Source organism: Klebsiella sp. C283 (genome assembly GCF_048822555.1).
Taxonomy (GTDB): Bacteria; Pseudomonadota; Gammaproteobacteria; order Enterobacterales; family Enterobacteriaceae; genus Klebsiella; species Klebsiella quasipneumoniae.
Genome location: NZ_JBMEZS010000007.1, coordinates 185,494 through 207,013, shown reverse-complemented (window position 1 = coordinate 207,013; position 21,520 = coordinate 185,494). Strand labels below are relative to the sequence as shown.

The 21,520-nt window shown below is 60.7% G+C and carries 16 protein-coding genes and 1 riboswitch; of the genes, 11 read left to right on the top strand and 5 right to left on the bottom strand.

Annotation, left to right across the window (positions count from 1 at the left end; genetic code table 11):
- Positions 1-121: 121 nt before the first annotated feature.
- Positions 122-1,432: an MFS transporter gene (locus ACOI7Z_RS15495; protein ID WP_087848873.1), complete on the top strand. Its 1,311-nt coding sequence runs from the start codon at positions 122-124 to the stop codon at positions 1,430-1,432.
- A 44-nt stretch (positions 1,433-1,476) separates the two neighbouring features.
- Here ACOI7Z_RS15495 and ACOI7Z_RS15490 read toward each other — a convergent pair whose 3' ends face one another.
- Entirely contained in the window at positions 1,477-2,661 is a 1,185-nt protein-coding gene (locus tag ACOI7Z_RS15490; RefSeq protein WP_023291966.1) for a sugar efflux transporter, read from the bottom strand.
- A gap of 277 nt (positions 2,662-2,938) precedes the next feature.
- Positions 2,939-3,091 (bottom strand): glucose uptake inhibitor SgrT, encoded by a 153-nt coding sequence (gene sgrT, locus ACOI7Z_RS15485; protein WP_087848872.1) that lies wholly within the window; start codon positions 3,089-3,091, stop codon positions 2,939-2,941.
- A gap of 87 nt (positions 3,092-3,178) precedes the next feature.
- Here sgrT and sgrR point away from each other — a divergent pair, with 87 nt between their 5' ends.
- The 4 genes from sgrR (at position 3,179) to thiQ (ending at position 8,378) form a co-directional block, all read left to right on the top strand.
- On the top strand, positions 3,179-4,834 hold the full coding sequence (gene sgrR / locus ACOI7Z_RS15480) for an HTH-type transcriptional regulator SgrR (protein WP_065882768.1): 1,656 nt from the start codon (positions 3,179-3,181) through the stop codon (positions 4,832-4,834).
- 37 nt (positions 4,835-4,871) lie between these two features.
- A riboswitch (TPP riboswitch) is annotated at positions 4,872-5,091 on the top strand.
- Positions 5,092-5,123: 32 nt separating this feature from the next.
- Complete coding sequence (gene thiB / locus ACOI7Z_RS15475; RefSeq protein ID WP_023291964.1) at positions 5,124-6,107, top strand: thiamine ABC transporter substrate binding subunit; 984 nt, start codon at positions 5,124-5,126, stop codon at positions 6,105-6,107.
- Complete coding sequence (gene thiP, locus ACOI7Z_RS15470) at positions 6,083-7,693, top strand: thiamine/thiamine pyrophosphate ABC transporter permease ThiP (protein ID WP_065882770.1); 1,611 nt, start codon at positions 6,083-6,085, stop codon at positions 7,691-7,693. The genes thiB and thiP overlap by 25 nt, the downstream gene beginning before the upstream one ends.
- Positions 7,677-8,378, top strand: a complete 702-nt coding sequence (gene thiQ / locus ACOI7Z_RS15465) for a thiamine ABC transporter ATP-binding protein ThiQ (RefSeq protein ID WP_087848871.1) — start codon at positions 7,677-7,679, stop codon at positions 8,376-8,378. Before thiP ends, thiQ begins: the two co-directional genes overlap by 17 nt.
- Here the strand turns inward: thiQ and ACOI7Z_RS15460 are convergent.
- Positions 8,365-9,132, bottom strand: a complete 768-nt coding sequence (locus ACOI7Z_RS15460) for a DedA family protein (RefSeq protein WP_087848870.1) — start codon at positions 9,130-9,132, stop codon at positions 8,365-8,367. The two genes, thiQ and ACOI7Z_RS15460, sit on opposite strands and share 14 nt — an antisense overlap.
- Positions 9,133-9,260: 128 nt before the next feature.
- Positions 9,261-10,106, bottom strand: a complete 846-nt coding sequence (gene araC / locus ACOI7Z_RS15455; protein WP_004204301.1) for an arabinose operon transcriptional regulator AraC — start codon at positions 10,104-10,106, stop codon at positions 9,261-9,263.
- Between the two features lie 336 nt (positions 10,107-10,442).
- On the opposite strand from araC, the gene araB reads away from it, so the two are divergent.
- The 6 genes from araB to rluA all read left to right on the top strand — a co-directional run bounded on the left by araB (position 10,443) and on the right by rluA (position 20,798).
- Positions 10,443-12,152 carry a ribulokinase gene (gene araB, locus ACOI7Z_RS15450; protein WP_023291960.1) on the top strand — a complete coding sequence of 570 codons (1,710 nt, stop codon included), beginning with the start codon at positions 10,443-10,445 and terminating at the stop codon, positions 12,150-12,152.
- A 10-nt stretch (positions 12,153-12,162) separates the two neighbouring features.
- On the top strand, positions 12,163-13,665 hold the full coding sequence (gene araA / locus ACOI7Z_RS15445) for an L-arabinose isomerase (RefSeq protein WP_023291959.1): 1,503 nt from the start codon (positions 12,163-12,165) through the stop codon (positions 13,663-13,665).
- Between the two features lie 138 nt (positions 13,666-13,803).
- A complete protein-coding gene (gene araD / locus ACOI7Z_RS15440) occupies positions 13,804-14,499 on the top strand; it encodes an L-ribulose-5-phosphate 4-epimerase (protein ID WP_017901201.1) in 696 nt (231 codons plus the stop codon).
- 176 nt (positions 14,500-14,675) lie between these two features.
- Positions 14,676-17,033, top strand: coding sequence for a DNA polymerase II (gene polB, locus ACOI7Z_RS15435; RefSeq protein WP_087848869.1), 2,358 nt, complete (start codon positions 14,676-14,678; stop codon positions 17,031-17,033).
- Positions 17,034-17,220: 187 nt separating this feature from the next.
- The gene (rapA, locus tag ACOI7Z_RS15430; RefSeq protein WP_032453828.1) at positions 17,221-20,127 is read left to right on the top strand and encodes an RNA polymerase-associated protein RapA; all 2,907 of its coding nucleotides are present in this window, start codon (positions 17,221-17,223) and stop codon (positions 20,125-20,127) included.
- An 11-nt stretch (positions 20,128-20,138) separates the two neighbouring features.
- Entirely contained in the window at positions 20,139-20,798 is a 660-nt protein-coding gene (gene rluA / locus ACOI7Z_RS15425; protein ID WP_023291957.1) for a bifunctional tRNA pseudouridine(32) synthase/23S rRNA pseudouridine(746) synthase RluA, read from the top strand.
- 42 nt (positions 20,799-20,840) lie between these two features.
- On the opposite strand, the gene citX is transcribed toward rluA, so the two are convergent.
- A complete protein-coding gene (gene citX, locus ACOI7Z_RS15420) occupies positions 20,841-21,380 on the bottom strand; it encodes a citrate lyase holo-[acyl-carrier protein] synthase (RefSeq protein WP_004204286.1) in 540 nt (179 codons plus the stop codon).
- Between the last annotated feature and the right edge of the window lie 140 nt (positions 21,381-21,520).

Below are 21,520 nucleotides of genomic sequence, written 5' to 3'. Positions count from 1 at the left end.
TCTGAAGCGGATGAATGTGCCACAAAGCGTTGCCATTCATAGATACAACCTATAGTTCCCGGAGCTATTTTTGCATATACAAATATATGCAAAAATATTTTAAACTTTAAAGGAACTCGCTATGAGTATGTCAAACTCTCAGGAAGTCCTCACTTCCTCATCGGGGACGAAAAAAAGAAGCCGCGTTCGGATAGTTATTTTACTGCTGTTGTCCGTCGGAACGATGATCAATTATCTCGACCGCACCATCCTCGGTATCGTTGCCCCACAGTTAACCCAGGAAATTCATATCGATCCGGCGATGATGGGCATCATTTTCTCCGCCTTTGCCTGGACCTATGCCCTGGCGCAGATCCCCGGCGGCATGTTTTTAGACCGCTTCGGCAACAAACTGACCTATGCCCTGTCAATTTTCTTCTGGTCGCTGTTTACCCTGCTGCAAAGTTTCACCCTCGGGCTTAAATCTCTGCTGCTTCTGCGCCTGGGACTCGGCGTCAGTGAAGCGCCCTGCTTCCCGGCCAACAGCCGCATCGTCAGCACCTGGTTCCCGCAGCATGAGCGCGCGCGGGCGACGGCAACATATACGGTTGGTGAATATATAGGACTGGCGGCCTTCTCGCCGCTGTTATTTTTAATCCTCGAACATCATGGCTGGAGAACGCTTTTTTTCCTCACCGGCGGATTAGGTATTTTATTTACTTTGGTGTGGTGGCGTTTTTATCATGAACCCCATGAATCGCGCACGGCTAATCAAGCGGAGCTGGATTATATCGGCGCAAACGGCATTGACAATAAAATCCAGAACGTTCCATTTAACTGGCGTGACGCCAGGCGCCTGCTGGGCTGTCGCCAGATCCTCGGCGCCAGTCTGGGTCAGTTTGCCGGCAACACCACGCTGGTGTTTTTCCTGACGTGGTTTCCCAGCTATCTGGCCAACGAGCGCCATCTTCCCTGGCTGCACGTTGGCTTCTTCGCCACCTGGCCGTTCCTCGCCGCCGCCATCGGCATCCTCTTCGGCGGCTGGATCTCGGACCGACTGCTGAAGCAAACCGGCTCCGTCAACATCAGTCGGAAGTTACCAATAATTTCCGGATTATTACTCTCCAGCTGTATTATTGCGGCGAACTGGGTGAGCGCCAACAGCACCGTTATTATTATCATGTCGGTGGCGTTTTTTGGCCAGGGAATGGTTGGCCTGGGCTGGACGTTAATTTCTGATATTGCCCCGGAAAATATGGCAGGCCTGACCGGCGGTATATTTAATTTCTGCGCTAATATGGCGTCGATTATAGCCCCACTGATAATTGGCGTGATTATCTCCGCAACGGGTAACTTCTTTTACGCACTGATCTACGTCGGCCTGACGGCGCTGATCGGCGTGATTGCCTACATCTTTATCATCGGCGACATCAAGCGAATCGAACTGAAGTAAACCCGGCGGCCCCGGCGAATTGCACGCCGGGGCGAAGAGAACGGTCAGATATCCTTTACCTTGCTGGTTAAAAACAGCGTCACCAGCGAAATCGCGGCGATCGTCCAGTAGACGCTGGCGTGGCCATAGCTCTGCGACAGCGCCCCCTGCATCACGCCGGCCAGGATCACGCCAGTGGAAATACTGTTGGTAAAGAGGGTGGTCGCCGCCCCCGCGCGCCCCGGCATTAAATCCTGGAACCACAGCATGCCGATCCCGGCGATAATGCCGATAAAGATGGCGTTGAACAGCTGCAGGGCCAGCAGCGCCGTACGGCCATGAAACAGGATCAGCCCCAGATAAAACAGCACACCGGCCGCCACCGCCGCCACCATCATTTTGCGTTTACCAAAGCGCTTCACGTAGTAGCCGGCGAGGATCATCGCCGGAATCTCCAGCCCGGCGGCGGTGCCCATCAGGATCCCGGCCAGGCTGTCGGGAAGCCCGAGATCGCTGCTGATCCACAGCGGCATATCAATGATATACATGGTGTTGCAGGTCCACATCAGGGTGGAGGCGATAAACAGCATGCGTACGTTCTTGTCCTGCCAGCCGCCGGCCTGCGCCAGCGCCTCCGCCTCTTCCGAGGGCTGCTCCACGCGCGGAACCGAGGGTAGTTTGACGGCAATCAGCGCCAGGCTGATCACAAAGATGCCCGCCGCAATGGAGAACATGGTGGTAAAGCCATAGTTGAGCGCCAGCATAAAGGCCAGCGGCGGGCCAATCACCCACGCCAGGGACAGCTGGGCACGCATGACCGAGCTGAACATCACCACTTCCCGCGCCGAGCTGTCGGCATACTCCCGCGCCAGGGCAAAGAGCTGCGGCATGGCGGCGTTAGCGATGGATGCCAGCATCACCCCGCAGGTGATCAGCGTCAGATAGTGGCGGTTGAAGGCAAACAGCAGCGCATTGCCTACCGCCATCAGGCAGCAGAACATAATTAACCGCCGCCGGTCGCCGCGGCTATCGGAGCGCTTGGCCAGCGCCAGACTCACCAGGATCCCGGCTATCGCATTCACGGTGTAGAACAGGCCCACCCAGAACGGCTGCGCCCCCACTTCGCGGCTGAGAAACAAACTCAACGTCGGCGCCTGCAATGCGCCCGCCACGCCCATCATAAAAGCAACCAGCATAAAGGCGGCATAGACGCCGTTTAGCCGTCGTCCCATCGTCATCAACCACAGCATGAAATGTCCTTAACACACGCGAAGTAAACGAAAAAAGCCAGCAGAGGCTTTCTGCTGGCGGGTGATTCTATACTCTTTGGAATTCACGTTGCAGGACAAACGGTTAACCGTTTTTGCGCTGGCGCCGAAAGGGTGAGTCCCGTAGGGGCGATTCACGCGGCCAGAACATAGGGCTCTGGGAGCATCGACAGCGATAAACCCGGGCGAGCGCACGCACCTGCAGCTTGAAAAACGACGAGTATAACACCAATACTCAGTCACACATGATGTCTGCAAGTCAATGATCAGAGGTCTTTGACGTCACTCCCCACTGCATCAGTTCTCCCAGAATTTCCTGCTGTCGTCCTGCCATCAGGCGGGCCAGCCAGGACGCTTCCTGCGTCGCAGAAAAGTAGCGCTGGTAGAACGATTTTGCGATAGACCTCATCATATTCACCTCCTCGCTTCATCGGGATTCATTATTGGCTTAATATGGGGAGTAATAAATTGCTGAGTTTTGCGCAGGAGTTCCCCTTTTATGTCTTCCGGCCGTCTGCAACAACAGTTCATCCGTCTATGGCAGTGCTGCGACGGCAAGTCGCAGGAGACCACCCTCAACGAGCTGGCGGAAATGCTGAGCTGCTCGCGCCGCCACATGCGCACCTTGCTCAATATGATGGAGTCCCGCGGCTGGCTGACCTGGGAGGCGGAGGCTGGCCGCGGAAAACGCTCGCGGCTGAGCTTTCTCTATACCGGCCTCGCCCTGCAGCAGCAGCGTGCCGAAGATCTGCTTGAACAGGATCGCATCGATCAGCTGGTGCAGCTGGTCGGCGATAAAGCCGCCGTCCGTCAGATGCTGGTCTCGCATCTCGGGCGCAGCTTCCGCCAGGGGCGGCACATCCTGCGCGTGCTCTACTACCGGCCAATGAAGAATTTACTGCCCGGCAGCGCGCTGCGACGTTCGGAAACCCATATCGCCCGGCAAATATTCAGCGCTCTGACGCGGGTAAATGAGGAAAATGGGGAACTGGAAGCCGATATTGCCCACCACTGGCAGCAGTTGACGCCCACCCACTGGCGCTTTTTCCTCCGGCCAGGCATCCATTTTCACCATGGCCGTGAGCTGGAGATGACCGATGTGATCGCTTCTCTGCAGCGCAGCAATGCCCTGCCGCTCTATTCGCATATCGAACGCATTGAATCGCCCACCGCCTGGACCCTGGATATTCATCTGCGCCAGCCCGACCGCTGGCTGCCCTGGCTGCTGGGCCAGGTGCCGGCGATGGTGCTGCCGCAGGAGTGGCGGACCATGAACCACTTTTCTTCGATGCCGGTCGGCACCGGCCCGTATGCCGTGGTGCGCAACAATCAGAACCAGCTCAAGATCCACGCCTTTGAGGACTATTTTGGCTACCGGGCGCTGATCGATGAGGTGAACGTCTGGGTGCTACCGGAAATTAGCGAAGAGCCCAACGGCGGCCTGACGCTGCAGGGCAATACCGAAAGCGAAAAGGCGGTGGAGAGTCGTCTGGAAGAGGGGTGCTACTACCTGCTGTTCGACTCGCGAAGCCCGCTGGGCGCCAACGAGGCGGTGCGCCGCTGGTTAAGCTATCTGTTCCAGCCCGCGAACCTGCTCTACCACGCGGGCGAGCTTTACCAGGGCAACTGGTTTCCCGCTTACGGCCTGCTGCCGCGCTGGCATCACGCCAGCAACCACGCCTGCGACAAGCCGGCGGGCCTGGAGACGGTTACCCTCACCTACTACCGCGATCACGTCGAACATCGGGTGATCGGCGGGATCATGCGCGACCTGCTGGCGGCGCATCAGGTAAAGCTGGAGATCCAGGAGCTGGAGTACGATGCCTGGCATCGCGGCGAGGTGGTCAGCGATATCTGGCTCAACAGCGTTAACTTCACCTTGCCGATCGAATTCTCGCTATTCGCCTATCTGTACGAAGTCCCGCTGATTCAGCGCTGCATCCCCATCGACTGGCAGGAAGACGCCAGCCGCTGGCGCGCGGGAGAGTTTAATCCGGCTACCTGGAGTCAGCGCCTGCTGGCCAGCCAGCATATCGTGCCGCTGATCCATCACTGGCTGATGATTCAGGGGCAGCGCAGTATGCGCGGCGTGCGGATGAACACCCTCGGCTGGTTCGATTTTAAATCCGCATGGTTTGCGCCGCCTGAGCCGTAAGCGCTTTCCGTCATCTGACAAAATCATTACACTAAGGCCGTTCTCAACGGGGTGCTAATAAACATACGCAATATCATTCAAGTTGCATCAAGGCAGCAAGCGGGTGAATCCCCTGGAGCATAGATAGCTATGTGACTGGGGTGAACGCGCGAAGCTAACGCAGATGCGGCTTGAAGGATGAAGCGTATGGGCTGAGAAAATACCCGTCGAACCTGATCCGGATAACGCCGGCGAAGGGATTTGAGGCTCACTCAAAATCCTTTGCCACCCCTTTTTTCTGAGGTGCAAAGTGTTGAAAAAATTACTCCCGCTGCTGGCGCTGGTCGCCATGCCCGCTCTGGCTAAGCCTGTCCTCACCGTCTATACCTATGACTCCTTCTCTGCCGACTGGGGCCCCGGCCCGGCGGTCAAAAAAGCGTTTGAAGCGGACTGCGGCTGCGAGCTGAAGTTCGTCGCGCTGGAAGATGGCGTTTCGCTGCTGAATCGTCTGCGCATGGAAGGCAAGAACAGCAAGGCTGACGTCGTGCTGGGCCTGGATAACAACCTGCTGGAAGCCGCGGCGCAGAGTCAGCTGTTCGCTAAAAGCCACGTTCCCGCCAGCGCGGTCAGCGTGCCGGGCGGCTGGGATAACGACACCTTTGTCCCCTACGATTACGGCTATTTCGCCTTCGTCTATGACAAAAACAAACTGGCCAATCCGCCGAAAAGCCTGAAAGAGTTGGTCGAGAGCCCGCAGAAGTGGCGCGTCATCTATGAAGATCCGCGCACCAGCACCCCGGGGCTGGGGCTGCTGCTATGGATGCAAAAAGTCTATGGCGATAAAGCGCCCGAGGCCTGGCAGAAACTGGCGGCGAAGACCGTTACCGTCACCAAGGGCTGGAGCGAAGCCTACGGTCTGTTCCTGAAAGGCGAAAGCGACCTGGTGTTGAGCTACACCACCTCGCCGGCCTACCACATTATTGAAGAGAAAAAAGACCACTATGCGGCGGCGAATTTCGCCGAAGGCCACTATCTGCAGGTCGAAGTTGCCGCCCGCACCGCCGCCAGCAAGCAGCCGGAACTCGCGGAAAAATTCCTCAAATTCATGGTATCTCCTGGCTTCCAGAACGCCATCCCCACCGGCAACTGGATGTATCCGGTGACCCAGGTCGCGCTGCCGGCCGGTTTTGCAACCCTGGTGAAGCCCCAGACCACGCTGACGTTTACCCCGCAGCAGGTCGCCAGCGAGCGTCAGACCTGGATTAGCGCATGGCAACGCGCCGTCAGCCGCTAAACCTTAGCGGGCTGCTGCCGGGCCTGTTCGCCGCCACGCTGCTCTGCGCCGTCGCGCTGGCGGCGTTTCTGGCGCTGTGGTTCAGCGCGCCCGGCACGGGCTGGCAGACGGTTTTCAGCGATAGCTACCTCTGGCACGTGGTGCGCTTCTCCTTCTGGCAGGCGTCGCTCTCAGCGCTGCTTTCGGTGGGCCCGGCCGTCTTTCTCGCCCGCGCGCTTTATCGGCGTCGCTTTCCCGGCCGCACCCTGCTGCTGCGCCTGTGCGCGATGACCCTGATCCTGCCGGTGCTGGTGGCGGTGTTCGGCATCCTCAGCGTCTATGGCCGCCAGGGCTGGCTGGCCTCGCTGTTTCACACTTTCGGCTGGCAGTGGGATTTCTCGCCTTACGGCCTGCAGGGCATCCTGCTGGCGCACGTCTTTTTCAATATGCCGATGGCCACCCGCCTGCTGCTGCAGGCGCTGGAGAACATTCCCGGCGAGCAGCGGCAAATTGCCGCCCAGCTTGGCATGCGCGGCTATGCCTTCTTCCGCCTCGTCGAATGGCCATGGATGCGCCGGCACATTCCCGCCGTCGCCGCGCTGATTTTTATGCTCTGCTTTGCCAGCTTCGCCACCGTGCTGTCGCTGGGCGGCGGCCCGAAGGCCACCACCATTGAGCTGGCTATCTACCAGGCGCTGAGCTTTGACTACGATCCGGCGCGAGCGGCGATGCTGGCGTTGATCCAGATGCTCTGCTGCCTCGGGCTGGTGCTGCTCAGCCAGCGTCTCAGTAAAGCGGTGGCTATCGGCGTCAGCCATGTCCGCGGCTGGCGCGACCCTGACGATCGCCTGCATAGCCGGCTGAGCGATGGGTTGCTGATCGGCGCCGCCCTGCTGCTTCTGCTGCCGCCGTTGCTGGCGGTCATCGTCGACGGGATCAACCGCAACATGCTGGACGTGCTGGCGCAGCCCGCCCTCTGGCAGGCATTGACGACTTCTCTGCGCATCGCCATTGCCGCCGGGCTGTTGAGCGTGACCCTGACGATGATGCTGCTATGGAGCAGTCGCGAGCTGCGCGCCCGTCAGCGGCCGCTGGCCGGGCAGGCGATGGAGCTGAGCGGCATGCTGATCCTTGCCATGCCGGGCATCGTGCTGGCTACCGGCTTCTTCCTGCTGCTCAATAACAGCATCGGCCTGCCGGAGTCCGCCGACGGCATCGTCATCTTTACCAATGCCCTGATGGCGATCCCCTACGCGCTTAAAGTGCTGGAAAACCCGATGCGCGACATTGCCGTCCGCTACAGCATGCTCTGCCAGTCGCTGGGGATCGAAGGCCTGGCGCGGCTGCGGGTCATCGAACTTCGCGCGCTCCGGCGCCCGCTGGCCCAGGCGTTAGCCTTCGCCTGCGTGCTGTCGATTGGCGACTTCGGCGTGGTGGCGCTGTTCGGCAACGAGGCGTTCCGCACCCTACCTTTCTATCTGTACCAGCAGATAGGCGCCTACCGCAGCCAGGACGGCGCCGTCACCGCCCTGCTTCTGCTGCTGCTCTGTTTCTTATTATTTACGCTGATTGAAAAACTTCCGGGGCGTGATGCTAAAACTCAATGATGTGACCTGGCTGTACCAGCATCTGCCGATGCGCTTTACTCTCGACGTCGCGCGCGGCGAGCGCATCGCGGTGCTCGGCCCCAGCGGCGCCGGAAAGAGCACCCTGCTGAATCTGATCGCCGGTTTTCTGCCGCCCGCCAGCGGCAGCCTGCAGATTAACGGCGAGACGCATCACGCGACGCCGCCGGCGCAGCGTCCGGTTTCGATGCTGTTCCAGGAGAATAACCTGTTTAACCATCTGACCATTCGGCAGAATATCAGCCTCGGGATCCACCCTGGCCTGAAACTGAGCCGCGAACAGCAGCAGAAAGTCACGGCGATTGCCGCCCAGATGGGAATTGATGACCTGCTTGAACGCCTGCCGGGAGAGCTCTCCGGCGGTCAACGGCAGCGCGCGGCGCTGGCCCGCTGTCTGGTGCGCCAGCAGCCGGTGCTGCTGCTGGATGAACCCTTCTCAGCGCTCGACCCGGCGCTGCGCCAGGAGATGCTGGCGCTGGTGGCTGATGTCTGCGAGCAGCAGCAGCTCACCCTGCTGATGGTCTCGCACAGCGTGGAAGATGCCGCACGCATTGCGCCGCGCTCGTTTGTGGTCGCCGAAGGGCGCATTGTCTGGGATGGCGCTACCGCCGAGCTGTTAAGCGGCCACAGCAGCGCCTCTTATCTGATGGGGATCAGCGCACAATAACCTTGTGCAGGATCGCCAGATAGACCGGCATCAGCGGATGGCGGAAGACAAACGTTAACGCCGTTGCCGCCAGCGCAACCATAAGCGGCGTCAGCCACAGCAGACGCCCGCGCGGCAGCCAGCGGGTCAGCCGATCGCCAGACGTTTTCGCGCTCCGCCACAGCCGCCAGCACAGCCACCCCGCCAGCCAGGCGAGCAGCGCCGCCCCCAGCAGCAGCCATTTAAAGCTGGCGCTGTTTTCATCGGCCGGAATATCAATCGCCGCCCCGGCGAGAATGCCAGGCAGGAAATAGAGCGGCGGCCAGAGCAGGCAGCCGATAATATTCGGTAGCACGAATTTGGCCACCGGCAGGTCGAGCATCCCGGCGACCATCGGCACCAGCGGACGCGTCGGCCCGACAAAGCGGCCAATCAGGATGGTGATCATGCTGTGCTGGTGCAGCGCATGCTCGGTTTTCTCCAGCAGGGCGCGGTTTTTCTTCATGAACGACCAGCGGTGCAGCGGCTTTTTAAAGCGCCATCCGAGCCAGAATGAGATCCAGTCGCCCAGCAGACAGCCCACGATCCCCGCCAGCCACGCCTGCCAGAAGTTAACCTCACCGCCGCCAATCAGCGCCCCAAGGCCGGCCATCATCACCGTTCCGGGTAAGATAAGCCCCACCAGCGCCAGCGACTCGAGAAAGGCCACCAGCATCACGGCTAACAGCGAGTAGACCGTGGATTGGGTAATAAAGTGTTCGAGCAATGCTTGCATAATGTACCCGGTTAAAAAACGAAGCCCGGATTCTCCGAAGCCATCGCGCCGTCGTCAAGCCACCAATTGTCTTAATAGTTTACTGGCTGTGACATTTAAGCGGGTCATCATTTCACTTTCTTTACTTTTTATTCACATCCCGCGCGGAATTCGCTCGGGCTGGCGCCGGTGCATTTTTTGAATACGCGGGAAAAATAGAGCTGATCTTCAAAGCCGACGTTGCGCCCGACGGTGGCGATCGGCATCCGCGTGGTGCTCAGCAACAGTTTGGCCTGGCTGATACGCTGGTCCTCCCGCCAGCCGAGGACGCTGATCCCCAGCTGCTGGCGGAACAGGTGCGACAGGCGCGAGGGCGACAGGCAGACGTGCTGGGCGACGCTGGCGATATCAAAATGGCTGTCCGCCAGATGGTCGCTGATGTACTGGCAGGCGTCGCGCACCCGGTTATCCAGCGGCGGATGCAGCGATTCGTTGATCGCCTCCATCCGCCGCAGCAGGAGCTGTTCCAGCAGATTAATCGCCAGCAGTTCGGAATAGCGCCCCGCCCCTTGCCCGGCATCGACGATCTGGCCGAACAGTTCGCCAAAGCGCGCCTGCCACTGCTCGTCCGGACGGAAAAAGCCGGTCTGGGCGAAGATCGTCGGCCAGTTGAGCCACTCGTGCCAGTAGGCGCGCGGGCGGAAGTAGACCCACTGGTGATACCACTCGCTGGCGTCGGGATGGCGGCCGTAATGATGGATCTCCCCCGGCGGGAACAGCAGCATATCGCCCGGCCGGCAGACAAACTGCTCGCCGTGGTTGTTGATCACCCCCTCGCCGCGGATCGTCAGGTTGAGGATATAGCCTTTCATACCCAGCGGGCGGTCGATAAAGAAATCCAGGTATCCCTGCGCCTCAATCGGCGTCAGGCCGGTGACCAGATGAGCGTTAAAAGAGTAGCCCGGCAGCAGCGGATCGTTTTGCGTTTCGGCCATACGCGTGGTTCTCCCGAAGGTATTAGTGACACCAATTGTCCATATTCATCATTTTATCGCTCTCGGCCCTGTCACGACTGCGACGGCGGTGGAAATTTCGCTAAAAAGCCGCACAGCAAGCGAAAAAAGCGCCAGCAGCGTGCATTCCACCGGGATATGCCGGGTAACAAAAGTGTCTATAAATACGGCAGGAAAGTCCACATCGAATATTTGCACGGCGTCACACTTTGCGAGGTGACAGCAAAATAATCCATAAGATTAGCGAATCCGGCCTGACGGATTTTGCCGGGGATATCTACTGTTGCTGCATGAATGATTTCTGCATGGAGTAACAAGATGGCAATTGCGATTGGCCTCGACTTTGGTAGTGACTCAGTCCGCGCCCTGGCGGTGGAATGCGCGTCCGGCGCAGAACTGGCGGCAAGCGTGGAGTGGTATCCGCGCTGGCGGGAAGGACAGTATTGCGATGGCGCGAACAACCGCTTCCGCCACCACCCGCGAGATTACATCGAGTCCATGGAAGCGGCGCTGAAAAGCGTACTTGCCTCCCTGAGCGCCGAACAGCGCGCCGACGTCGTGGGCATTGGCGTCGACAGCACCGGCTCAACCCCGGCTCCCGTTGATGCCGAAGGCAACGTGCTGGCGCTGCGCGAAGAATTCGCTGACAACCCTAACGCCATGTTTGTCCTGTGGAAGGATCATACCGCGGTCGAGGAAGCCGAGGCGATCACCCGCCTGTGCCACCAGCCGGGCAAAGAGGATTACTCGCGCTATATCGGCGGGATCTACTCCAGCGAATGGTTCTGGGCCAAAATCCTCCACGTCACCCGGGAAGATAGCGCCGTCGCCCAGGCAGCAGCCTCATGGGTGGAGCTTTGCGACTGGGTGCCCGCCCTGCTCTCCGGCACTACGCGTCCGCAGGATCTGCGCCGCGGCCGCTGCAGCGCCGGGCATAAATCGCTGTGGCATGAGAGCTGGGGCGGTCTGCCGCCGGCCAGCTTCTTCGATGAGCTTGATCCCATCATTAACCAGCATCTGGCCTGGCCGCTGTTCACCGATACCTGGACGGCCGATGTGCCGGTCGGCACGCTAAGCGCAGAGTGGGCCCAGCGCCTGGGTCTGTCGCAGACCGTGGCCATCTCCGGCGGCGCCTTCGACTGCCATATGGGCGCCGTTGGCGCCGGCGCGCAGCCTAACGCGCTGGTGAAAGTCATCGGCACCTCCACCTGCGACATTCTGATTGCCGATAAAGAGAGCGTCGGCGACCGCACGGTCAAAGGCATCTGCGGCCAGGTCGACGGCAGCGTGGTCCCGCACTTTATCGGTATGGAGGCAGGCCAGTCCGCCTTCGGCGATATTTACGCCTGGTTTGGGCGCATCCTCGGCTGGCCGCTGGAACAGCTGGCCCAGCAGCATCCGGAATTGCGCGAACAAATCAAAGCCAGCCAAAAACAGTTACTGCCGGCGCTCACCGAAGCCTGGGCCAGTAACCCATCGCTCGATCATCTGCCGGTAGTGCTGGACTGGTTCAACGGCCGCCGCACGCCGAATGCCAACCAGCGCCTGAAAGGGGTGATCACCGATCTTAACCTGGCGACCGACGCGCCGGCGCTGTTCGGCGGACTGATCGCCGCCACCGCCTTCGGCGCCCGCGCCATTATGGAGTGCTTCACCGAGCAGGGGATCCCGGTTAACAACGTCATGGCGCTCGGCGGTATCGCGCGGAAAAACCAGGTCATCATGCAGGCCTGCTGCGACGTGCTGAACCGTCCGCTGCAGATTGTCGCCTCCGATCAGTGCTGCGCGCTGGGGGCGGCTATCTTCGCCGCCGTCGCCGCCGGCGTCTATGAGGATATTCCAGCCGCCCAGCAGCGGATGGCAAGCCAGGTGGAAACCACCCTGCAGCCGCGCCCGGCGCAGGCACAGCGTTTCGAACAACTCTATCAGCGCTACCAGCAGTGGTCGGTCAGCGCCGAACAACACTATCTCCCTTCGGCTGCAAAGGCGGAAAAAGCCCCGCAATCTCAGGCAGCGCTCACCCATTAAGGATACGAAAATGACGATTTTTGATAACTATGAAGTATGGTTCGTTATTGGCAGCCAACATCTCTACGGCCCGGAAGCCCTGCGCCAGGTGACGAAGCATGCCGAACATGTGGTGAACAGCCTGAATGCGGAAGCCAAACTGCCGTGCAAACTGGTCCTCAAGCCGCTGGGCACTACCCCGGACGAGATCACCCATATCTGCCGCGACGCCAACTACGATGACAAATGCGCCGGGTTAGTGGTCTGGCTGCATACCTTCTCGCCGGCAAAAATGTGGATCAACGGCCTGACCATCCTCAACAAGCCGCTGCTGCAGTTCCATACGCAGTACAATGCCGCGCTGCCGTGGGACAGCATCGATATGGACTTTATGAACCTGAACCAGACCGCGCACGGCGGCCGCGAGTTCGGCTTCATCGGCGCCCGTATGCGCCAGCAGCACAGCGTGGTGACCGGCCACTGGCAGGATAAAGAGGCCCACCAGCGCATCGGCGGCTGGATGCGCCAGGCGGTCTCCAGACAGGATACCCGTCATCTGAAAGTGTGCCGTTTCGGCGATAACATGCGTGAAGTGGCGGTGACCGACGGCGATAAAGTCGCGGCGCAGATCAAGTTTGGCTTCTCAGTGAACACCTGGGCGGTCGGCGATCTGGTGCAGGTGGTCAACAGCGTCAGCGACGGCGATATCAGCGCGCTGGTCGATGAATACGAGAGCAGCTACCGTCTGACCCCGGCGGCGCAGGTTCACGGCGACAAGCGCCAGAACGTGCTGGACGCCGCGCGCATTGAGCTGGGGATGAAACGCTTCCTCGAACAGGGCGGTTTCCACGCCTTTACCACCACCTTTGAAGATCTCCACGGCCTGAAACAGCTCCCGGGTCTCGCCGTACAGCGCCTGATGCAGCAGGGCTACGGCTTTGCCGGCGAGGGCGACTGGAAAACCGCCGCTCTGCTTCGCATCATGAAGGTGATGTCAACTGGTCTGCAGGGCGGCACCTCCTTTATGGAGGATTACACCTACCACTTCGACAATGGCAACGATCTGGTGCTCGGCTCGCACATGCTGGAAGTGTGCCCGACGATCGCCACCGCCGAGAAACCGATCCTCGACGTCCAGCCGCTGGGCATCGGCGGCAAAGCGGATCCGGCGCGCCTGATCTTCAATACCCAGACCGGCCCGGCGATTGTCGCCAGCCTGATCGACCTGGGAGACCGCTTCCGTCTGCTGGTCAACACCATTGAAACCGTCCCGACGCCGCACGATCTGCCGAAGCTGCCGGTGGCCAACGCCCTGTGGAAAGCGCAGCCGGATCTGCGTACCGCTTCGGAAGCCTGGATCATCGCCGGCGGCGCGCACCATACCGTCTTCAGCCATGCGCTGAATCTCGACGATATGCGCCAGTTCGCCGAGCTGAATGATATCGAGCTGACCGTCATCGACAACGATACCCGTCTGCCGGCCTTCAAAGACGCGCTGCGCTGGAATGAAGTCTATTACGGTTCAAAACGCTAAAAGGTCGTCCCCTCACCCTACCCCTTTCCCCGCCGGGGAGAGGGTACCGGCCGGGCGCGATGCCGCCTTTCTCTCTCTCCCGCCGGGAGAGGGCCGGGGGTGAGGGATACCCGACTCGCCTGCTATTCGGAGCACACTATGTTAGAAGATCTTAAACGCCAGGTTCTGGAAGCCAACTTAGCGCTGCCGCAGCATAATCTGGTGACCTTAACCTGGGGCAACGTCAGCGCCGTCGACCGCGACCAGGGCGTTCTGGTTATCAAACCCTCCGGCGTGGATTATCGCGTAATGACCGCCGACGATATGGTGGTGGTCAGTCTGGAGAGCGGCGAAGTGGTGGAGGGTAAGAAGAAGCCCTCGTCGGATACCCCGACCCATCGCCTGCTGTATCAGGCTTTCCCGACGCTGGGCGGCATTGTGCATACCCATTCGCGCCACGCCACCATCTGGGCGCAGGCCGGGCAAGCTATTCCGGCGACCGGCACCACCCACGCCGACTATTTCTATGGTCCAGTGCCCTGCACCCGGCTGATGACCGATGCGGAGATCAATGGCGAATACGAATGGGAAACCGGCAAGGTGATTGTTGAAACCTTCCGCCAGCGCGAGATCGACCCGGCGCAGATGCCCGGCGTGCTGGTTCATTCCCACGGCCCGTTCGCATGGGGTAAAAACGCTGAAGACGCGGTGCATAACGCCATCGTGCTGGAAGAGATCGCGTATATGGGCATCTTCTGCCGCCAGCTGGCGCCGCAGCTGCCGGATATGCAGCAGACCCTGCTGGATAAGCACTATCTGCGTAAGCACGGGGCTAAAGCCTACTACGGCCAATAATCACCCTGCTCGCGCTGCGCCTGGCAGGGCTACGGCTCTGCCGCGTCGGGTAGCCCGGATAAGCGCGCAAGCCGAAATCCGGCGCCACCTTAGCGCCGAGTACCTGTATAAAACCCCAGCACCCACTGAGAAACCAGGCTATAATCAGGCCTGGTTTTTTATCGTTGAGAGCACCCGTGACCCAGCCACGAGCAGGTTTTTTACTCACCCGTCACTGGCGGGACACTCCGCAAGGCACCGAGCTGTCCTTCTGGCTGGCCACCGACGACGGCCCGCTGCAGGTCACGCTGCCGCCGCAGGAGTCCGTCGCCTTTATCCCCGCCGCGCAGCGGGCGCAGGCTGAGCGACTGCTGCAGGGTGAGAAAGGCTTCCGCTTCGCCCCGCTGGCCCTGAAAGATTTCCACCGCCAGCCGGTGGTCGGCCTCTACTGCCGCGCCCATCGTCAATTGATGCGTCTGGAGAAGATGCTCCGCGATAGCGGCGTCACCCTCTATGAGGGCGATATCCGTCCGCCGGAGCGCTACCTGATGGAGCGCTTTATTACCGCCCCGGTGTGGGTGGAAGGCGAAACGCGTGGCCCGCATCTGGTCAACGCGCGCATGAAACCCCATCCTGACTATCGCCCGCCGCTGAAATGGGTGTCGCTGGATATCGAAACCAGCCGTCAAGGCGAGCTGTACTGCATCGGCCTGGAAGGCTGCGGTCAGCGGGTGGTCTACATGCTGGGCCCCGAACCGGAAACGCCGCCAGACGTCGATTTCGATCTGGTCTACGTCGCCAGTCGCCCCCTGCTGCTGGAAAAGCTGAACGCCTGGTTTGCCGATCACGATCCCGACGTGCTGATCGGCTGGAACGTGGTGCAGTTCGATCTGCGCGTCCTGCAAAAGCATGCCGAACGCTATCGTATCCCGCTGCGGCTCGGCCGCGGCAACAGCGAGCTGGAGTGGCGCGAGCACGGCTTTAAGCACGGCGTCTTCTTCGCCCAGGCCAACGGCCGGCTGATTATCGACGGTATCGAGGCGCTGAAATCGGCGTTCTGGAATTTCTCCTCCTTTTCGCTGGAGGCGGTGGCGCGCGAGCTGTTGGGCGAAGGCAAAGCCATCGACAACCCGTGGGATCGGATGGACGAGATCGATCGCCGCTTCCATGACGATAAACCGGCGCTGGCCATCTATAACCTACAGGACTGCGAGCTGGTGACGCGGATCTTCCACAAAACGGAGATCATGCCGTTTCTGCTCGAACGAGCGACGGTCAACGGCCTGCCCGCCGATCGCCACGGCGGCTCGGTCGCCGCCTTCAGCCACCTCTATTTTCCGCGCATGCACCGCCTGGGCTACGTGGCGCCGAACCTCGGCGACGTGCCGCCGCAGGCGAGCCCCGGCGGGTATGTGATGGACTCCCGCCCCGGCCTGTATGACTCGGTGCTGGTCCTGGACTACAAGAGCCTGTATCCGTCGATCATTCGCACCTTTTTAATCGATCCGGTCGGCCTGGTGGAGGGCCTGGCGCAGCCCGATGACCAGCACAGCATTGAGGGCTTCCTCGGCGCCCGCTTCTCGCGAGACAAGCACTGCCTGCCGGGGATTGTCAGCCAGATCTGGCATGGCCGCGATGAAGCCAAGCGCCGGCACAATAAGCCGCTCTCCCAGGCGCTGAAGATCATCATGAACGCCTTTTACGGCGTACTGGGCACCAGCGCCTGCCGCTTCTTCGACCCGCGTCTCGCCTCGTCGATCACCATGCGCGGCCACGCGATCATGCGTCAGACCAAAGCGTTAATTGAAGCCAAAGGCTATGACGTTATCTACGGCGATACCGACTCCACCTTCGTCTGGCTTAAGCGCCCGCACAGCGAAGCGCAGGCGGCGGAGATAGGCCGGACGCTGGTGAACGATGTCAACGCCTGGTGGGCGCAGGAGCTTGGCAAAAGCCAGCTTACCAGCGCCCTGGAGCTGGAATACGAAACCCACTTCTGCCGTTTTCTGATGCCGACGATCCGCGGCGCCGATACCGGCAGCAAGAAGCGTTACGCCGGCATGATTCAGGAGGGCGACGGCCAGCGCATGGTTTTCAAAGGGCTGGAAACGGTGCGCACCGACTGGACGCCGCTGGCCCAGCAGTTTCAGCAGGAGCTGTACCTGCGCATCTTCCGCAACCAGCCGTATCAGGATTATGTGCGGGAGACTATCGCCAGGCTGATGAACGGCGAGCTCGATGAGCAGCTGGTTTATCGCAAACGCCTGCGCCGGCCGCTGGCGGAGTATCAGCGCAACGTGCCGCCTCATGTGCGCGCCGCGAGGCTTGCCGATGAGCACAACCTGAAGCGGGGTCGGGCGCAGCAGTATCAGCAGCGCGGCACCATCAAATACGTCTGGACCACCGGCGGCCCGGAACCGGTGGATTATCAGCAATCGCCGCTCGATTACGACCACTATTTGTCAAAGCAGCTGCAGCCGGTGGCGGAAGGGATCCTGCCCTTCGTCAACGACGACTTTGCTACAATAGTGACAGGACAGCTGGGGCTATTTTGATTTTTTCACACCCATTCCGCGGGCGCAGAAGCCTGAAAATGAACCGTGAGGAGGACGTGACGAACGTTCTGCCATCCAGTAATATAGCGCCCTTTCCATTCCTGGCCCCAATTTTGACGCATCTCCGGTTGTACATGGGGATGATCAACTATTGCCTGCAATTAAAGAACTAAAGAGCCGAACATATATGCCTTTTACACTTGGTCAACGCTGGATTAGCGACACAGAGAGCGAACTAGGATTAGGGACGGTGGTAGCGCTGGATGCGCGCATGGTCACTCTCCTCTTCCCCGCCATCGGCGAAAACCGTCTGTACTCACGCAACGATTCCCCGATCACTCGCGTGATGTTTAACCCGGGCGACACCATTACCAGCCACGAAGGCTGGCAGCTCCACGTTGACAAAGTGCATGAAGAGAACGGGCTGCTGTCCTACACCGGCACCCGCCTCGATACCCAGGAAGCGAACGTCACCCTGCGTGAAGTGCTGCTCGACAGCAAACTGGTGTTCAGCAAGCCGCAGGACCGCCTGTTCGCCGGCCAAATCGACCGCATGGACCGCTTTGCCCTGCGCTACCGCGCGCGCAAGTTCCAGAGCGAGCAGTACCGCATGCCGTGGAGCGGCCTGCGCGGGCAGCGCACCAGCCTGATCCCGCATCAGCTGAACATCGCCCACGACGTGGGTCGTCGTCACGCTCCGCGCGTCCTGCTGGCCGATGAAGTGGGCTTAGGTAAAACCATCGAAGCCGGGATGATCCTGCACCAGCAGCTGCTCTCCGGCGCCGCCGAGCGCGTACTGATTGTGGTCCCGGAAACCCTTCAGCACCAGTGGCTGGTGGAGATGCTGCGCCGCTTCAACCTGCGCTTCTCGCTGTTTGACGACGAGCGCTACGCCGAAGCGCAGCATGACGCCTATAACCCGTTTGAAACCGAACAGCTGGTGATCTGCTCTTTAGACTTCGTGCGCCGCAGCAAGCAGCGTCTGGAGCATCTGTGCGACGCCGAGTGGGACCTGATGGTGGTCGATGAAGCGCACCACCTGGTGTGGAGCGAAGAGGCGCCGAGCCGCGAATATCAAGCCATTGAACAGCTGGCCGAGCGCGTGCCGGGCATTCTGCTGCTGACCGCGACGCCGGAACAGCTGGGGATGGAGAGCCACTTTGCGCGCCTGCGCCTGCTGGATCCGAACCGCTTCCACGATTTCGCGCAGTTTGTCGAAGAACAGCAGAACTACCGTCCGGTGGCCGACGCCGTCGCCCTGCTGCTGGCGGGCAACAAGCTGAGCGATAACGAACTCAATACCCTCGGCGATCTGATCGGCGAGCAGGATATCGAGCCGCTGCTGCAGGCCGCCAACAGCGATCGCGAAGACGCCCAGGCCGCGCGCCAGGAGCTGGTCTCGATGCTGATGGACCGCCACGGCACCAGCCGCGTGCTGTTCCGTAACACCCGTAACGGCGTCAAAGGTTTCCCGAAACGCGAGCTGCACACCATTCGCCTGCCGCTGCCGACCCAGTACCAGACGGCCATCAAAGTGTCCGGCATCATGGGGGCCCGCAAAACCGCGGAAGAGCGCGCGCGCGACATGCTCTATCCGGAGCAGATCTATCAGGAATTTGAAGGCGATACCGGCACCTGGTGGAACTTCGACCCGCGCGTCGAGTGGCTGATGGGCTACCTGACCAGCCACCGTTCGCAGAAGGTGCTGGTGATCTGCGCCAAGGCCGCCACCGCGCTGCAGCTGGAGCAGGTGCTGCGCGAGCGCGAAGGTATCCGCGCCGCCGTGTTTCATGAAGGAATGTCGATTATCGAACGCGACCGCGCCGCGGCGTGGTTTGCCGAAGAAGACACCGGCGCCCAGGTGCTGCTGTGCTCTGAGATCGGTTCCGAAGGACGTAACTTCCAGTTCGCCAGCAATCTGGTGATGTTCGATCTGCCGTTTAACCCGGATCTGCTGGAGCAGCGTATCGGCCGTCTCGACCGTATCGGCCAGGCGCACGATATCCAGATCCACGTCCCGTACCTGGAAAAGACCGCGCAGTCGGTGCTGGTGCGCTGGTACCACGAAGGTCTCGACGCCTTCGAACATACCTGCCCGACCGGACGGACCGTCTACGACAGCGTCCATGACGAGCTGATCAACTACCTTGCGGCGCCGGAATCCACCGACGGCTTTGACGATCTGATCAAGTCCTGCCGCCAGCAGCATGACGCCCTGAAAGCGCAGCTGGAGCAGGGCCGCGACCGTCTGCTGGAGATCCACTCCAACGGCGGCGAGAAAGCCCAGGCCCTGGCGGAGAGCATCGAAGAGCAGGATGACGACACCAGCCTGATCGCCTTCTCGATGAACCTGTTCGATATCGTCGGCATCAACCAGGACGACCGCGGCGAAAACCTGATCGTCCTCACCCCTTCCGACCATATGCTGGTCCCGGACTTCCCGGGTCTGCCGGAGGACGGCTGCACTATCACCTTTGAGCGTGACGTGGCGCTGTCGCGTGAAGACGCGCAGTTCATCACCTGGGAGCACCCGCTGATCCGCAACGGCCTCGACCTGATCCTCTCCGGCGATACCGGCAGCAGCACCATTTCCCTGCTGAAGAACAAGGCGCTGCCGGTCGGCACTCTGCTGCTGGAGCTGATCTACGTGGTCGAAGCGCAGGCGCCGAAGCAGCTGCAGCTCAACCGCTTCCTGCCGGCGACCCCGGTTCGCATGCTGCTGGATAAAAACGGCAACAATCTCGCCGGCCAGGTGGAGTTTGAAAGCTTCAACCGCCAGCTGAGCGCGGTCAATCGCCACACCGGCAGCAAGCTGGTCAACGCGGTTCAACAGGACGTTCACGCCATTCTGCAGCAGGGCGAAGCGCAGATCGCCAAGGCGGCGCAGGGGCTGATCGACGCGGCGCGTAGCGAAGCCGACGATAAGCTGACGGCGGAACTCTCCCGTCTGGAAGCGCTGAAGGCGGTCAACCCGAACATCCGTGACGACGAACTGGCGGCGATTGAAAGTAACCGCCAGCAGGTGCTGGAGGCGCTGGGACAGGCCGGATGGCGTCTGGACGCGCTGCGTCTGATCGTCGTCACTCACCAGTAACGGAACGCAAAATGGCGATGGAAAACTACAATCCGCCGCAGGATCCCTGGCTGGTGATCCTGTATCAGGATGAGCACATCATGGTGGTCAACAAGCCGAGCGGCTTGTTGTCCGTGCCGGGTCGTCTTGATGAACATAAAGACAGCGTGATGACGCGCATTCAGCGCGACTTCCCGCAGGCCGAATCGGTGCATCGCCTTGATATGGCCACCAGCGGCGTGATTGTGGTGGCGCTGAATAAGGCGGCGGAACGCGAACTGAAGCGTCAGTTCCGCGAGCGCGAGCCGAAGAAGCAGTACATCGCCCGCGTCTGGGGCCATCCGCAGCCGGCGGAGGGCCTGGTGGATTTACCGCTGATTTGCGACTGGCCGAACCGGCCAAAGCAGAAGGTGTGTTATGAAACCGGCAAAGCGGCGCAAACCGAGTATGAGGTGCTGGAGTACGCGGAAGATAACACCGCCCGCGTGCGCCTGAAGCCGATTACCGGACGGTCGCACCAGCTGCGCGTGCATATGCTGGCGCTGGGGCATCCGATCCTTGGCGACCGCTTTTACGCCACGCCTGAGGCGCTGGCGATGGCCCCGCGCCTGCTGCTGCACGCCGAGACGCTCACCATTACCCACCCCGCCTACGGCAACGCGATGACCTTCCGCGCGCCGATCGACTTTTAGGACCTACCCGGCAGCGCTTTGCCGCCGGGGAATACTGACCCGCTAATCGCGGGCAAACCACGCGTCAATCATCTGCTCAACGCGGGCAACGACGAGATCGGTGTCGTGACGACGGCTGCGCGCGCAGGCGTGCGCCGGCTCATCGCACAGCAGGCAGCGGCGCTGCGACTCGCCCAGCGACTGGCGTCCCACCTGCCCGCTCTGCGGACAGATCACATCGATATCCCACAAGCGTCCCAGCGGATGGCTCTGCTCCAGCGTACTGCACATCGCTTTGATTTCGCTGGCCGGGTGCGCCACGCACCACAGCGCTTCAGGCCCGGTCGGCAGCCACAGCACCTGACGATCCAGCGTTTGCCAGCGGTGCTTCCACAGCAGTTGATCGCAGGCCTGGAGGGCTACGCCCATCATGTTGCGATAGCGAATGCTGTCCTTCACCGCCCCGGGGGTCACCAGGGTCAGGGAAATAACAGGCTGCTGATAATGGGCCAACCAGTCGGCCTGGCGGGCTGCACGCTGCTCTTTCGCCGCCAGCAATGCGTCGATGCTGACGCCCGCCTGGGCGGGAGTATCCACTGACATTAATTCCTCTCCTACATATGATAAATGCGACAGCGCCTGGACTGTCATGATGATGGTTGCGATAGCCGATCGCGCGCTGATTGTAACGCTAAATGCGGAGCATTTAGGATACAGAACGCAGATATTTTCGGCGTTCTGTA